12 protein-coding genes are annotated in these 13,031 nt (G+C 35.7%); 11 read left to right on the forward strand and 1 reads right to left on the reverse strand.

All coding sequences use genetic code 11. The features are described 5' to 3' along the window. Nucleotides 1-93: 93 nt before the first annotated feature. From WMO42_RS00750 to WMO42_RS00780, 7 genes are all read left to right on the forward strand, one after another. Entirely contained in the window at nt 94-1,014 is a 921-nt protein-coding gene (locus tag WMO42_RS00750; RefSeq protein ID WP_082421599.1) for a MoxR family ATPase, read from the forward strand. Further along, nucleotides 1,014-2,768: a hypothetical protein gene (locus tag WMO42_RS00755; RefSeq protein WP_022502927.1), complete on the forward strand. Its 1,755-nt coding sequence runs from the start codon at nt 1,014-1,016 to the stop codon at nt 2,766-2,768. Before WMO42_RS00750 ends, WMO42_RS00755 begins: the two co-directional genes overlap by 1 nt. A 136-nt stretch (nt 2,769-2,904) precedes the next feature. After that, nucleotides 2,905-2,997 (forward strand): zinc-ribbon domain-containing protein, encoded by a 93-nt coding sequence (locus WMO42_RS00760; protein WP_022502926.1) that lies wholly within the window; start codon nt 2,905-2,907, stop codon nt 2,995-2,997. Nucleotides 2,998-3,048: 51 nt separating this feature from the next. Then, nucleotides 3,049-3,510, forward strand: a complete 462-nt coding sequence (locus WMO42_RS00765; RefSeq protein ID WP_022502925.1) for a MarR family winged helix-turn-helix transcriptional regulator — start codon at nt 3,049-3,051, stop codon at nt 3,508-3,510. 223 nt (nt 3,511-3,733) lie between these two features. Then, nucleotides 3,734-4,135 carry a GntR family transcriptional regulator gene (locus WMO42_RS00770; RefSeq protein ID WP_055175593.1) on the forward strand — a complete coding sequence of 134 codons (402 nt, stop codon included), beginning with the start codon at nt 3,734-3,736 and terminating at the stop codon, nt 4,133-4,135. A 47-nt stretch (nt 4,136-4,182) separates the two neighbouring features. Next, nucleotides 4,183-5,589, forward strand: a complete 1,407-nt coding sequence (locus tag WMO42_RS00775; RefSeq protein ID WP_349191310.1) for a hypothetical protein — start codon at nt 4,183-4,185, stop codon at nt 5,587-5,589. A gap of 195 nt (nt 5,590-5,784) precedes the next feature. Continuing rightward, complete coding sequence (locus tag WMO42_RS00780; RefSeq protein WP_022502922.1) at nt 5,785-6,126, forward strand: HEAT repeat domain-containing protein; 342 nt, start codon at nt 5,785-5,787, stop codon at nt 6,124-6,126. A gap of 198 nt (nt 6,127-6,324) precedes the next feature. On the opposite strand, the gene WMO42_RS00785 is transcribed toward WMO42_RS00780, so the two are convergent. Next, the gene (locus WMO42_RS00785) at nt 6,325-7,125 is read right to left on the reverse strand and encodes an SDR family oxidoreductase (protein WP_022502921.1); all 801 of its coding nucleotides are present in this window, start codon (nt 7,123-7,125) and stop codon (nt 6,325-6,327) included. Between the two features lie 674 nt (nt 7,126-7,799). Here WMO42_RS00785 and pflA point away from each other — a divergent pair. The 4 genes from pflA to WMO42_RS00805 all read left to right on the forward strand — a co-directional run bounded on the left by pflA (nt 7,800) and on the right by WMO42_RS00805 (nt 12,902). Next, a complete protein-coding gene (gene pflA / locus WMO42_RS00790; protein ID WP_022502920.1) occupies nt 7,800-8,558 on the forward strand; it encodes a pyruvate formate-lyase-activating protein in 759 nt (252 codons plus the stop codon). A gap of 10 nt (nt 8,559-8,568) precedes the next feature. Beyond that, the gene (gene larB, locus WMO42_RS00795; protein ID WP_055175578.1) at nt 8,569-9,315 is read left to right on the forward strand and encodes a nickel pincer cofactor biosynthesis protein LarB; all 747 of its coding nucleotides are present in this window, start codon (nt 8,569-8,571) and stop codon (nt 9,313-9,315) included. 618 nt (nt 9,316-9,933) lie between these two features. Next, entirely contained in the window at nt 9,934-10,848 is a 915-nt protein-coding gene (pfkB, locus tag WMO42_RS00800; RefSeq protein ID WP_349191313.1) for a 1-phosphofructokinase, read from the forward strand. Between the two features lie 98 nt (nt 10,849-10,946). Further along, nucleotides 10,947-12,902 (forward strand): fructose-specific PTS transporter subunit EIIC, encoded by a 1,956-nt coding sequence (locus WMO42_RS00805; RefSeq protein WP_349191315.1) that lies wholly within the window; start codon nt 10,947-10,949, stop codon nt 12,900-12,902. Nucleotides 12,903-13,031 lie beyond the last annotated feature (129 nt).

A 13,031-nucleotide genomic window follows, 5' to 3' on the forward strand; every position in this document is an offset into this window, starting at 1 on the left:
GACATTAATATAGCTTGAATTATTGTAATTTGAAATAAATAAATAAAAAGAATATAATCAAAATATAAAAAAATAGTTAAAGAGGTGTTGGTATTGAATAATCTGATTGAGTTTTTGAAGCAGGAAGGTGTTTCTGCACAGCTTGTAGAAGAAGTCCGGCATTATTCAGAAGAACATACTGTAGATGAAGCATTAAAAAAACGTATTCCTGTACCACATTTTCATTATTATGGCAATAAGGTATGGGAAGAGGCTCTTGCAGTGCTTCTGTGTGGCAGAAATCTTTTGCTGGCAGGAGAGAAGGCAACGGGAAAAAATGTGCTTGCACAGAATCTTGCAGCAGTTTTTGAACGTCCGGCATGGGATATTTCCTTCCATGTTAATATGGATGCGGCTGCGCTGATAGGTTCTGATACATTTCACGATGGCAGGGTTACATTCAGACCCGGACCGGTGTACTGTTGTGCACAAAGTGGCGGCTTTGGGATTCTCGATGAAATCAATATGGCAAGGAATGAAGCACTTGCAGTCTTACATTCTGTACTTGATTTCAGACGTGTAATTGATGTTCCAGGATATGACAGGATAGAGGTTGCAGATGATACACGTTTTATTGCTACGATGAATTATAATTATGCAGGTACAAGGGAATTAAATGAGGCACTTGCCTCAAGATTTGTAGTTATACAGATGCCGCCACTGGCAAAGGAAGATCTTGAGAGACTGTTAAAGGATCAGTTTCCTTCACTTGTTACTAAGTATAACAAACAGTTTGCACTTTTATTTAATGAACTTCAGAAAAAATGTGAAAATGGTGAACTTACAGAGAAAGCTTTGGATCTGCGTGGATTAATTGATGCTATAAGTCTTATAAAAAAGGGTATTCCAATCAGGGATGCATTGGATCTTGGAATTACCAATAAGATATTTGACAGCTATGAAAAAGAGCTTATACGTGATGTCATAGCTTCAAGGTTTCCTTTAAAGCTGCATAATACGGAGGTGTTTGAATAATGCGTACCATTTCTTATACTGCTAAGGAAAGACGGGCTGCTAATCAGGTATGGAATGCGGCGGAACGCTATAATTTTGATCCATTGTTTCTGGCTGTTGAAACAGGGGATTTAGATTCAGATTTATATATGAATCTTATAATTGGACTGGCATATAAGTATTATGGTGAAAAGGCAATCAGCACTTTATTTGGTTATTGGAACGGAGATATCAGTCAGGCTATGCTGGATGATCTGACATGGCTTTATCTGGAACATGTACTGTATACAGAGGAAGCATTAAAACGTCCGTCTATGACTGATTTACGGGTTTATTATGGAAAGGCTTTTTTTGCAGGTGAATATAAGCTGTCGAGGCAGGAGTGGATGAGTAAAAACCGGCTTGTATATAATATGCAGTCAGCCAGATGGAGCAGTGTGTCAGGGAAAAAGAAGGTTCTGCTGACACCAAATGAACAAAAGCTGTATGCAGAACTGACACCACAGATAATGCCTGAAACAGACCGGTTGATAGATGCTGTGCTGGCAATTTATCGCAAATTTAATCTTTTTGATGGCGTAAAACATGAAAAAAAAGCGTTGCGACTGCATTTTACAGGGGCATTTGCCCGGATAATGACAAGAATAATGCCTGTCAGCTCTGTAAGAAATAATCATGTAATGGTTATGCGTTCTTCTGCGGCGGACAATATGACTGGTGAAGCAGCTTACAGTAAAAAGAAAGATAATATAACATATAAGAAAGAAAATGATGACTGCTCTTATATTGAGAATTGTTTTGGAAGATCTGTTATATCAGAGCAGACTCTTATTAAAATAGAAAAAGAACTGTGTACAGGCAGTCATACAGGATGCCATTTATGGTTTACAGATGGAAAATATATAACAAAGAAAAATATACCGAAGGAATTTCTTCATTTAAGAGAACAGTCACAGCTGCAGGTTGAAAGAAATCATTCATATTATAATAAAAATGTACGGCTTTATGATAGTCTTATTGCACATATAGTCGAACAAATCCGTAATAGCGAATATATAAGTCAGAAGACAGATGTAATATCAGGTCAGAGAGGAAGGCTTGATACAACCAAAGTATGGCGTGCAGAATATATAGAAGATAACAGGATTTTTCACACATATGAAGATGATAATCAACCGTCCTTTACAGTGGATCTGCTTCTTGATGCATCTGCTTCAAGGCTTCAGTATCAGGAAATGCTTGCTGCGCAGGGAGTAATTATTTCCAAAAGCCTCGTGAAATGTAATATACCGGTCAGGGTAACAAGATTTTGCAGTGTTAGAGGATATACAGTTTTTCATATATTGAAGTCTTTTAGGGATAAGAAGTGCGACAATATTTTCAATTATTATGCTGCCGGTTGGAATCGTGATGGTCTTGCTTTTCGGGGAATTGGTAAAATCCTTGATATGAACCCGGGGGTGGCTGACAGGCATCTTGTGATTATTTTAACAGATGCTGCGCCTAATGACAGCCAGCGTATTCTGCCATCACAGGACAGCCCGTTTGGACATGATTATAGCGACGATATTTCTGTTAATGATGCAGCCGAAGAGGTACGTGCACTGCGTGCTAAAGGAATACATGTATCAGCCGTTTTTATGGGAAATGATGCGGCGGCCAATAGCGCAGAAAAGATTTATGGAAAAGAATTTACAAGAATACGTCGTATTGATGAGCTGGCAAAGGCGGCAGGAAGACTTATACAAAAAGAGATTCAGTCGTTGACAAGATAATTGCAAATGTGTATGTGATTAGGAATGGAGATAATAGGGTGTTGGTATTTTATATTTTTATATAATTGTGAAAATGTATATATACATAAAATGACAACTAATATAAAATAAAAAAACAAAAGAAATGGAGAATGTAATGTACTGTAAAAATTGCGGAATGAAACTGGAGAATGGGACTAAGTTCTGCGGCGGATGTGGAATGCCAGTCGATAATGAGATTTTTGAATGAAAAAATACTTGATTATATGGAGAGGACAATAATTAAGAAAAGAGGGTCATTATGAAAAGTAAGCAGAATGTAAGACATTACCTGTTTGACGTGGAAATGCTAAGACGAAGATTATTAAGACCATATTTTATAGAACTTGGACTGACAGTTGGACAGGGGCAGCCACGCATATTATATGAGTTAAGAAAATGTGATGGAATGAGCCAGAAAGAATTGTCAGATGCCTGCCTTATAGAGGTGACTACGATGTCAAGAACGCTTGACAGATTAGAGAGTATGGGACTTATTAAAAGACAGAATAATCCAGAGTGTAGGCGTTCGTGGATTATATCTTTAACAGAAGAAGGAAAGGAAAAAGCTGACAGGGTATCTGATATATTTGATATGGCTGAGGAAGTGTTCCGCAAAGGTATAGGCGAAGAAGAGCTTAACAGTATGTGTGCAACGCTTGAAAAGATAGAGAATAATCTTAATGAAGCTATAGAGGAGCAAAGCACGGAGGGGAATAATTAACAGGTAATAGTATCTGATAATAGTATTCAATTATATTATTTTCAAATTATATTGCAAAGTAGTATTATTTGTATTACAATAACTAATACAAATAATACTACTTTTTTATTTGCCTTATTAATAAGATTGTGAAAAGGTTATATTTGTTTAATGTAAGGTTCATAAGATATCGGTTAGGTCAATTCTATGTTGTGAATATTGTGTCAGGAAAGGAGTTAATACAATGATTATTGAATTAGATATGAATAGCAGTACACCTATATATGTCCAGCTTCGTAATCAGATTGTAATGGGAATTGGACGTGGTGAATTAAAGCTTGGCGAGAGCCTGCCAACGGTAAGACAGCTTGCACAGGATATTGGAGTTAATACAATGACAGTGAATAAAGCGTACCAGATATTAAAGACAGAAGGATATATTAAAATAGACCGCAGGCACGGAGCAATAGTATCAGATAATATTGATATGGATATTGTATTCAGGGAAAAGCTTGAAAATGAACTTGAATTATTATTAGCAGAAGCAGCTATTAATGGAATGGATAAGAGAGATTTTCTAAGTATGTGTAATGAAATATATTCAAAAATCAAAGTGTCAGGTGACAGTGAACCAAAGACAACATAAATACAAAAGTAAAAGCATTTTGGTGACTGGACGGGGAGGATAATATTATGGGAATAGCATTGTTTGTGATAGCATTGGTAAGCAATATATTTACAATTTTAATTGTGAGATTTGGATTTATAGGCAATTATGAATATAAGCAGGGAATGATTCTTGGTGTTCATATACCACAGGAGAATATTGGTGATGAAGAGGTTGCAGGTCTTATTGAAAAGACAAAGCATAATTATAAAATATTCCAGAATGTTAATGCTTTTTTGGGTATAGCAATATGTTTTGTGAATTTTCTTAATATGATAATATTTGTGCTTATCTGGTGTGTGTGGCTTATTGGTTATGCTGTAGGTATAGAATTATTGATGATTATACCACATAGAAAAATGTATGATATAAAGGTTAAGAATAAATGGGTTATAGAGAGCCAGAAAAGGATATATGCAGATACTTCCCTGTCAGCGGTCAGAGGAGAAGTTAAGTTGTATTATCATTTAATACCAATAGGTGCTGAGATTGTTACAGGTATTATTCTGTGGGTAGTAAGTGGCAGAACAAAGGATTTTAATCAGGCACTTATATTATTACTTAATACGTTGCTGGTATCGCTGATATCATTTGTATTTAATGTGGCATTTAATAAAAGAGAAAGAAATGTATACAGTAAAGATACGGCTGTTAATCAGGCAGTCAATAAGATGGTTAAAAAATATATATTTAAAGGAGTGTTAATAACTAACATAATCAATGCTTTCTCGTGGCTATATATATTTATTGAATATATAGGACATAGCAGAATAACAGATGCCAACTATTATGTGTATATGGGAATTCAATTTATGTATACACTTGCTATTTTATGGATGATTATTGTTATTGGAAAGAAGAAAGAGGAGATACTTAACAGAGATGACGAGCCGTTATATGTAGATGATGATGAGTATTGGAAAACTGGATTCTATAATAACCCTGCTGATCCTAAAGTATTAGTCAAGAACAGACTGAGTGATATGAATTATTCCTTCAATCTTGGTAATAAAGCTGGAAAAGCAATTATGTGGTCACTTGAGGCTGTCGTTGCTGGATTTATTATATGGTTTGTGGCTATTATGATACCATATATTAATGTCCATATAGATACAGAAATTAAAGATAATTACTTCACGGTAAAAGCTGTGGGATATGAGTTCTCAATCAATATTGATGATATTGAGGAAGTACAGCTTATGGATAAAATGCCTAAAGACAGCTTTACAAGAACTAATGGCGGGGCAACAGAAGAGTATAATATAGGTAATTATAAAGGCAATACATATGGAAAATGTATGCTTTTTATATGGAATGGCTATGGACCTGTGGTTATGATAAAGGGAGATAACAAGATAGTATTTGTTAATTATAAGGAAGATGGAGCGGCATTAAAGCTTTATGAGCAGTTGTCTGGTGCAGGCACAATATGACTACTTGGTAGTCACTTAGAAGTTTCTACGAAACTTCATATGTGCTGAAAAACGCGCAGAATATAATGAGCATATCAAAATAACATTTTACATTTAATGATAAAAGATGTATAATCTGTGTTAATGAAAACCTAATTAATAAATATCGCGATAGATTAGATTTCACTATTTATATTTATAAGGGAGGAATCTGATATGTTATTTAAGAAGGATATTAACAAAAAAATCGAACATCTTGTAAAGAAGAATGATTTCTATGCAGTTGCAGATTATGTGTATGGAACTAAGGAAGAGAAGCTTGACCTGGCTAAAGCCTTAGGAACTAACGATAATAACAGCAGTGTTGATTTATTGTTAAGACTTGTTGATGATAAAGATGATGATGTTGTATATGCGGCTTGTGAGGCATTAAGAAATGTCGGATCAGAACATAATACTGCGGATTTACTTGAGAAGCTTAATAATCTTCCAAAAGAAAAAGAGCATTTAAGGGAAGAAATCAGCAGGACTGTACAGGAATTACATCATAGAAATTAATATATATGATATATAAGACTTATTGAAATATATCAGAAAGATAAAATATATGTAAACTGTATAAAAGTGTATGGTGGTTGTATAATGAAGTTTATAGATAGCTGATAACGTTATAATAAAAAGAAAGGGTACTGGAATTATGTTTTCAGTACCCTTTTTTGAGTTTGGTAATTGATACCCTTTATTAGTTATTGTTGGTTATGGACGCTGTCCAAGTCCACCCTCAAGTGTGAGAGTTTCACCTGTCATATACTTAAAGTCTGGAGATGCAAGCTGTACGCATACACGTCCGATTTCAAGCTCAGCATCACCGAAATGGCCTGCTGGTGGAGTATGAACATTTTTATCAAATGCCTCTGGATAAGCGTTCTTGAACTGCTCAAGCTGTGATGTCCACGCAAGAGGGCATATAATATTAACATTAATTCCATCTTTAGCCCATTCAGTTGCAGCAACTCTTGTAAGACCTCTTATACCTTCTTTAGCGGCGGCATAGGCACACTGTCCAAAGTTACCAAAAAGCCCAGCACCAGAAGCAAAGTTAATTACAGAGCCCTTACTTTCCTTAAGATAAGGATAGCAGGCTTTCATATAATAAAATGCGGCATAAAGACCTGAATACATAGCAAGATTGAACTGCTCTGTAGTATGTTCAGCAAGTGGAACGCCGGAAGCAGAGGCCTGTGCGTTATTGATAAGCACATCAATATGTCCAAATGTATCAATTGTCTGCTTAACGACATTAGCTACAACAGCTTCATTATCAGCAGAGGCATTAACATCTGCCTGAATTGTAAGAACCTTGATATTGTAAAGCTTTTCTAATTCTTCTTTAGCGGCGGCAAGCTTGCTTTCATTACGTCCTGTAATGACAATATTAGCACCCTCCTTAGCATAAGCTGTAGCAATTCCATATCCGATAGAACCACATCTTCCGTCACTTAATACGGCACGGCCAGCCCCTGTTATAATGGCGGTTTTACCTGTTAAAAATCCCATAAATCTAATCTCCCTGTCTGTGATATTTACGATAATCAGGAATAAGTTAAAGCACACAATGTACTTTCGATAAATTCCAGTCGTGGATTTATAATAACATAGTCAGACTAAACAAACAATATAATTATGCGAAAATTATTATCAAAAAGAAGAAAAATACTAAAAACTATTTAAAATAACAGCAATGTTAAAAAAATATCAAAATTATATCACAAAATACTGTTAATTGATAATTTGTTAACAAAAAGTAGTTCAGCACAAAACAATGTGCAAGATACAGTAATTAGCAGAGCTGATAGAGGAGTTACCTGATATTAATAATGTGTATACATAAAAATTAATGTTGAATTAATAAAGAGGATATTAAAGAAGTCAAGAATTGAATAATATAATTAAATGGCAGAATAATGAGGTAAAATAATTAATTGGTTTACTGAACACCGGATAATATTATGTGATTCATTAGATTTATGGAAAAGAGGATAATTTTAACAAAGATGGTGAATTCTTTTTGTTTTTGACACTTATATCATATTAATGTAGAATAAAATGGTTTATTATGATAATATCTTGTATACACTATTGTTGTATAATATTCCACGGAAGCTTCATACCGGCGCGCATAGGGTATGAATGATTATGGACAGAGGATATGCGCAGAAATGAGGATTATTATGTCAGATATAAAAGGAAGAATTCATTCAGTAGAAAGTTTTGGTTCAGTTGACGGACCTGGTGTAAGATATATAGTATTTCTTCAGGGGTGTCATATGAGATGTAAATATTGCCATAATCCAGAGACCTGGAAGTTAGAGGATGGCGAACTCCAGACACCACAGGAAGTATTTGATAAGGCTTACAGATACCATAACTACTGGAAAGATAATGGAGGCATAACTGTGAGTGGTGGAGAAGCACTTCTTCAGATTGAATTTGTTACAGAGCTTTTTAAGATAGCCAAGAAAGAAGGAGTTCATACAACTCTTGATACATCAGGCAATCCATTTACATTTGAAGAACCATTTATAAGCAAGTTCAATGAGCTTATGGCAGTTACAGATCTTTTTATGCTCGATATTAAGCATATTGACGATGAAAAGCATAAGAAACTTACAGGCTGGACTAATAAGAATATATTAGATATGGCAAAATATCTTTCGGATAATAACAAGGATATGTGGATACGTCACGTACTTGTGCCAAAGGTTACAGATGATAAGGAAGATTTACAGGCACTTTCAGATTTCGTTAAGTCATTAAAGACAGTTAAGAGATTTGAAATTCTTCCATATCATACACTTGGTGTATTTAAGTGGCACGATCTTGGTGTGAAATATGAGCTTGAAGATATTATGCCTCCAACTAAGGAAGAAATACAGAGAGCTGATGATATACTTCATACAGGTGATTACAAGGGATATCTTGAAAAATGAGGAAAATGCCGTGAACAAAGAGGAACTTAACAATTTATTGGAAAATGTTGCCTCTGGTGCTATTTCTCCGAAAGAGGCGGCAGATAGTATTAAATTAGAATCATTTAAGGATTTAGGCTTTGCCAAGGTTGATACCAACAGGGAATTAAGACAGGGAATGTCGGAAGTTATATATGGCAAAAGCAAGACTAAAGAGCAGATTGCCGGTATAGTTGGTGCAATGCTTGAAGAAAAAGAAAAGACAATCCTTATAACCAGAATGAGCAGGGAAGCCGCTGATTATGTGGCACAGCAATATAACCTGAATTATGATGAATTATCGCAGATTGGAATAATTGGCGATATGCCAGAAAAGAATGGCAAGGGCAGGATTGTTGTAGCAACAGGCGGAACAAGTGATATACCAGTTGCCGAGGAAGCAGCCAGGACAGCAGAAGTATATGGCAATGAAGTTGTAAGGCTGTATGATGTTGGCGTTGCAGGAATGCACAGGCTTATGAACCATATTGATGCTATAATGAATGCAAGAGTTATAATTGCAATTGCTGGTATGGAAGGCGCACTTGCAAGTGTCATAGGAGGTATGGCTGACTGCCCTGTTATAGCTGTTCCAACAAGTGTTGGTTATGGAGCTAATTTTGGCGGTTTGTCAGCACTGCTTTCAATGCTTAATTCCTGTGCAAGCGGTGTAAGCGTTGTTAATATTGACAATGGCTTTGGTGCGGGATATCTGGCGAGTATGATAAATCATATGTGATGTGGATTATACAATGTAGATTATATGTGATGGCAAGTGGTATTGGTCGGTGCCGGTGTGATTGCAGGTAGTATTATATATTATTTTTGTAATTAATTATAATGCATATCATATAGTGAAACCGAGTTATATATTATATATAAGACATAATAACCCCCAAGCAGATTATGAAAATGTTTATTCATAATTTACTTGGGGGTTGTTTGATGAAAATATTAATATTTAAGCTTCAGAGTTTCTTCTGCTTTATTAAATATAAGATCGATGATCTCCGGGTCAACATCATCAGACTGATACTGAGAATAAATAGCTTCTATATTTTCTTTGTAAATGTTCTGTGTAATATTAAGTAGATTTCTTACATCATCATTATAAAATGTATATTTGTCGGAATCAAGTATCTGAATAAGATTTAGAAATTAAAACAATCATAAGTGTTAATATTAATTCAATTAAATGGTATAATTCTACATAAAATCCTAATAATAAATCTTATATATGTACAATCTGCACAAAATAGAATATGAATGTTTGTGAATGATAATAATTGATTATGAATGAATATGGAGTTATTATAATGATAACAAAAGGAACGTGACCAGAAGGGAGGGATATAAAGTGATATATACCGTAACATTTAATCCATCACTTGATTATATTGTATCTGTTAAAGATTTCAGACCAGGTATGACTAACAGGACGAGCAGTGAGTTAATGCTTGCCGGAGGTAAAGGAATTAATGTATCTATAGTTCTTGGCAATCTTGGAATAAAGAGTACAGCGTTAGGTTTTATTGCTGGATTTACTGGAGATGAGATTGTAAGAAGACTGCATAATGGTGGCATTAATTCAGAATTTATCAAAATTAATGACGGAATTTCAAGAATTAATATTAAGTTAAAGTCGATTGATGGAACGGAGATTAATGGACAAGGACCACATATAGATAGTTCTCATATTGAACAGCTTATGAACAGATTAAGAAGACTTGAAAGCGGTGATGTTCTTGTTCTTGCGGGTAGCATACCGGCAGGCATATCAGATAATATATATAAAGACATTATGGATATGTTAAAGGACAAAGGTGTTCAGATTGTGGTTGATGCAACAAGCAGGCTGTTGACTAATGTATTGGAATATAATCCATTTTTTATAAAGCCTAACCAGCACGAGCTTGGAGATATATTTAATGTGACACTTAATACACAGGAAGAAGTTATTCCGTATGCTTTGAAATTAAAGAAAATGGGTGCTGTTAATGTATGCGTATCAATGGGTGGAAAAGGTGCAATACTTGTAGCAGATGATGGCAATGTGTATAAAGCAAAGGCTCCGGATGGGATACTTAAGAATTCAGTGGGGGCAGGAGATTCGCTTGTAGCGGGCTTCCTTTCAGGCTGGATTGAAAAGAAAGATTATGAGTATGCGTTCAGGAAAGGGGTTGCAACAGGAAGTGCCAGTGCATTTTCGGAAAGGCTGGCAACAGTTGGAGAGGTAAATATGCTTATTGATAAAGTTGTTATAACCAGATGATTATAACAGGTTAATTATAGGATAATTGCAGCCAGATAATATTATTCAAAAGATTATTAAAGGGTATTTAAACTTATTATAAATATGGAGGTATGTATATGAGGATTACGGATTTATTAAATGCTTCAAGTATTGACCTTAATGCAAAGCCTTTGAATAAAAAAGAGGCAATAGAGCAGGCTGTGAAGCTTATGGCGGCCAGCGGTAATATTACAGATATTGAAGCATATACGAAGCAGGTTATTGCAAGAGAAGAAGAAAGCACAACTGGTGTTGGAGAGGGAATTGCCATACCACACGGCAAATGCAGTGCGGTAAGCAGACCGGGACTTGCAGCTATGATTATAAGGGATGGAGTTGATTATGATTCATTAGATGGTGAACCTGTTAATGTATTGTTTCTTATAGCAGCTCCGGATAGTGAGGATAATGTTCATCTGGATGTATTAAGCAAGCTTTCAGTGCTTCTTATGGATGAAGAATTTATCAGAAAGTTAAAAGCAGCTAAGAATATTGGGGAATTTCTTGAAGTTATAGATAATGCAGACAGTGAAAGCAAGAGCATTGATGAAAGATTGCAGGATACAGGTTCAGATAATGCCAGCAGTAGTAATACAGAGCAGGCTGGCAGGTATATAGCTGCTGTAACTTCGTGTCCTACAGGTATTGCACATACGTATATGGCAGCTGAGGGTCTGGAAAAAGCAGCTAAAAAGGCAGGCTGTACAATTAAGATAGAGACAAGAGGTTCAGCAGGTGCTAAAAATGTGCTTACAGATGAAGATATAGAAAAAGCGGAATGTATAATAGTTGCGGCAGATGCCAAAGTGCCAATGGCAAGGTTTGAAGGACATAAGGTTATAGAATGTCAGGTATCAGACGGAATTAATAAAGCTGATGAATTAATAAGTCAGGCACTTAGCGGTGATGTTCCCGAATATCAGGTACATGGGATGGGCAGATCTTCTGATGATAGTCAGGCAGCTGCGGTTAAGAAGAATAAATCAGGCGGAGTTGGACATCAGATATATACACAGCTTATGAATGGTGTTTCGCATATGCTTCCATTTGTAGTTGGCGGTGGTATTCTGATTGCCATAGCATTTCTTATTGATGGAATTAATGTTGATATGAACAGTCTTTCTGAAGCTGAAAGAGCTAATTTTGGTACTATAACACCAGTTGCAGCTTTGTTTAAGAATATAGGTGGAGCAGCATTTGGATTTATGCTTCCTGTGCTTGCAGGATATATTGCAATGGCAATAGGTGACAGACCGGCACTGGCACTGGGTTTTGTCGGAGGATATATTGCAGCTAATGGAAAGTCTGGATTTTTAGGTGCTTTAGTTGCAGGCTTTGCGGCTGGATACATTATTTTAGGTTTAAGAAAATTGTGTGACAAGCTTCCAGAAGCACTTGAAAAGATTGCACCTGTGCTTATATATCCGGTTGTGGGAATTCTTGTTATAGGACTTGGAATGAACTATGTAATAGAGCCTGTTATGGGGGCGATTAATACAGGGCTTAATTCATTCCTTGTTGGAATGGGAAGTTCAAGCCGTATAATTCTTGGATTTGTGCTTGCAGCAATGATGGCAATTGATATGGGTGGTCCATTTAATAAAGCAGCATATGTATTTGGAACAGCTTCAATTGCATATGGTAATTACGATATTATGGCAGCAGTTATGATTGGTGGTATGGTTCCACCTTGTGCTATTGCACTTGCTACAATGTTATTTAAGAATAAGTTCACTAAGGAAGAAAGAGAGGCAGGACCAACCAACTTTATTATGGGACTTGCATTTATAACAGAAGGTGCCATTCCATATGCGGCGGCAGATCCGCTTCACGTTATACCAGCATGCCTTATTGGTTCTGGAATAGCAGGAGCAATAAGTATGTTATTTAAGTGCACGTTAATGGCTCCACACGGTGGAATATTCGTGTTCCCGGTTGTCGGCAACCCATTATATTATCTTTTAGCATTAGTTGTTGGAACAATCGTTTCTTGTTTCCTTCTTGGAGTATTAAAGAAGAAGGTTAATGAATAGATTTGTTAATAAAATATAATTTTAAAATAAAGTATATGACTGTAGCCTGGCGTATCTGGTATGGTCCTGTTAAAAACACAATATATAAATATAAAAAACACAAAATATACCAAAACGAAACGTTTAAAA

The organism is Lachnospira sp. CLA-JM-H23, assembly GCF_040096425.1.
GTDB classification, from domain to species: Bacteria; Bacillota; Clostridia; order Lachnospirales; family Lachnospiraceae; genus Lachnospira; species Lachnospira rogosae.

Bases quoted from the DNA above. Each gene is read 5' to 3' on its own strand.
- WMO42_RS00755 (WP_022502927.1), top strand. From the start codon at position 1,014: ATGCGTACCATTTCTTATACTGCTAAGGAAAGACGGGCTGCTAATCAG.
- WMO42_RS00760 (WP_022502926.1), top strand. From the start codon at position 2,905: ATGTACTGTAAAAATTGCGGAATGAAACTGGAGAATGGGACTAAGTTC.
- WMO42_RS00765 (WP_022502925.1), top strand. From the start codon at position 3,049: ATGAAAAGTAAGCAGAATGTAAGACATTACCTGTTTGACGTGGAAATG.
- WMO42_RS00770 (WP_055175593.1), top strand. From the start codon at position 3,734: ATGATTATTGAATTAGATATGAATAGCAGTACACCTATATATGTCCAG.
- WMO42_RS00775 (WP_349191310.1), top strand. From the start codon at position 4,183: ATGGGAATAGCATTGTTTGTGATAGCATTGGTAAGCAATATATTTACA.
- WMO42_RS00780 (WP_022502922.1), top strand. From the start codon at position 5,785: ATGTTATTTAAGAAGGATATTAACAAAAAAATCGAACATCTTGTAAAG.
- WMO42_RS00785 (WP_022502921.1), bottom strand. From the start codon at position 7,125: ATGGGATTTTTAACAGGTAAAACCGCCATTATAACAGGGGCTGGCCGT.
- pflA (WP_022502920.1), top strand. From the start codon at position 7,800: ATGTCAGATATAAAAGGAAGAATTCATTCAGTAGAAAGTTTTGGTTCA.
- WMO42_RS00805 (WP_349191315.1), top strand. From the start codon at position 10,947: ATGAGGATTACGGATTTATTAAATGCTTCAAGTATTGACCTTAATGCA.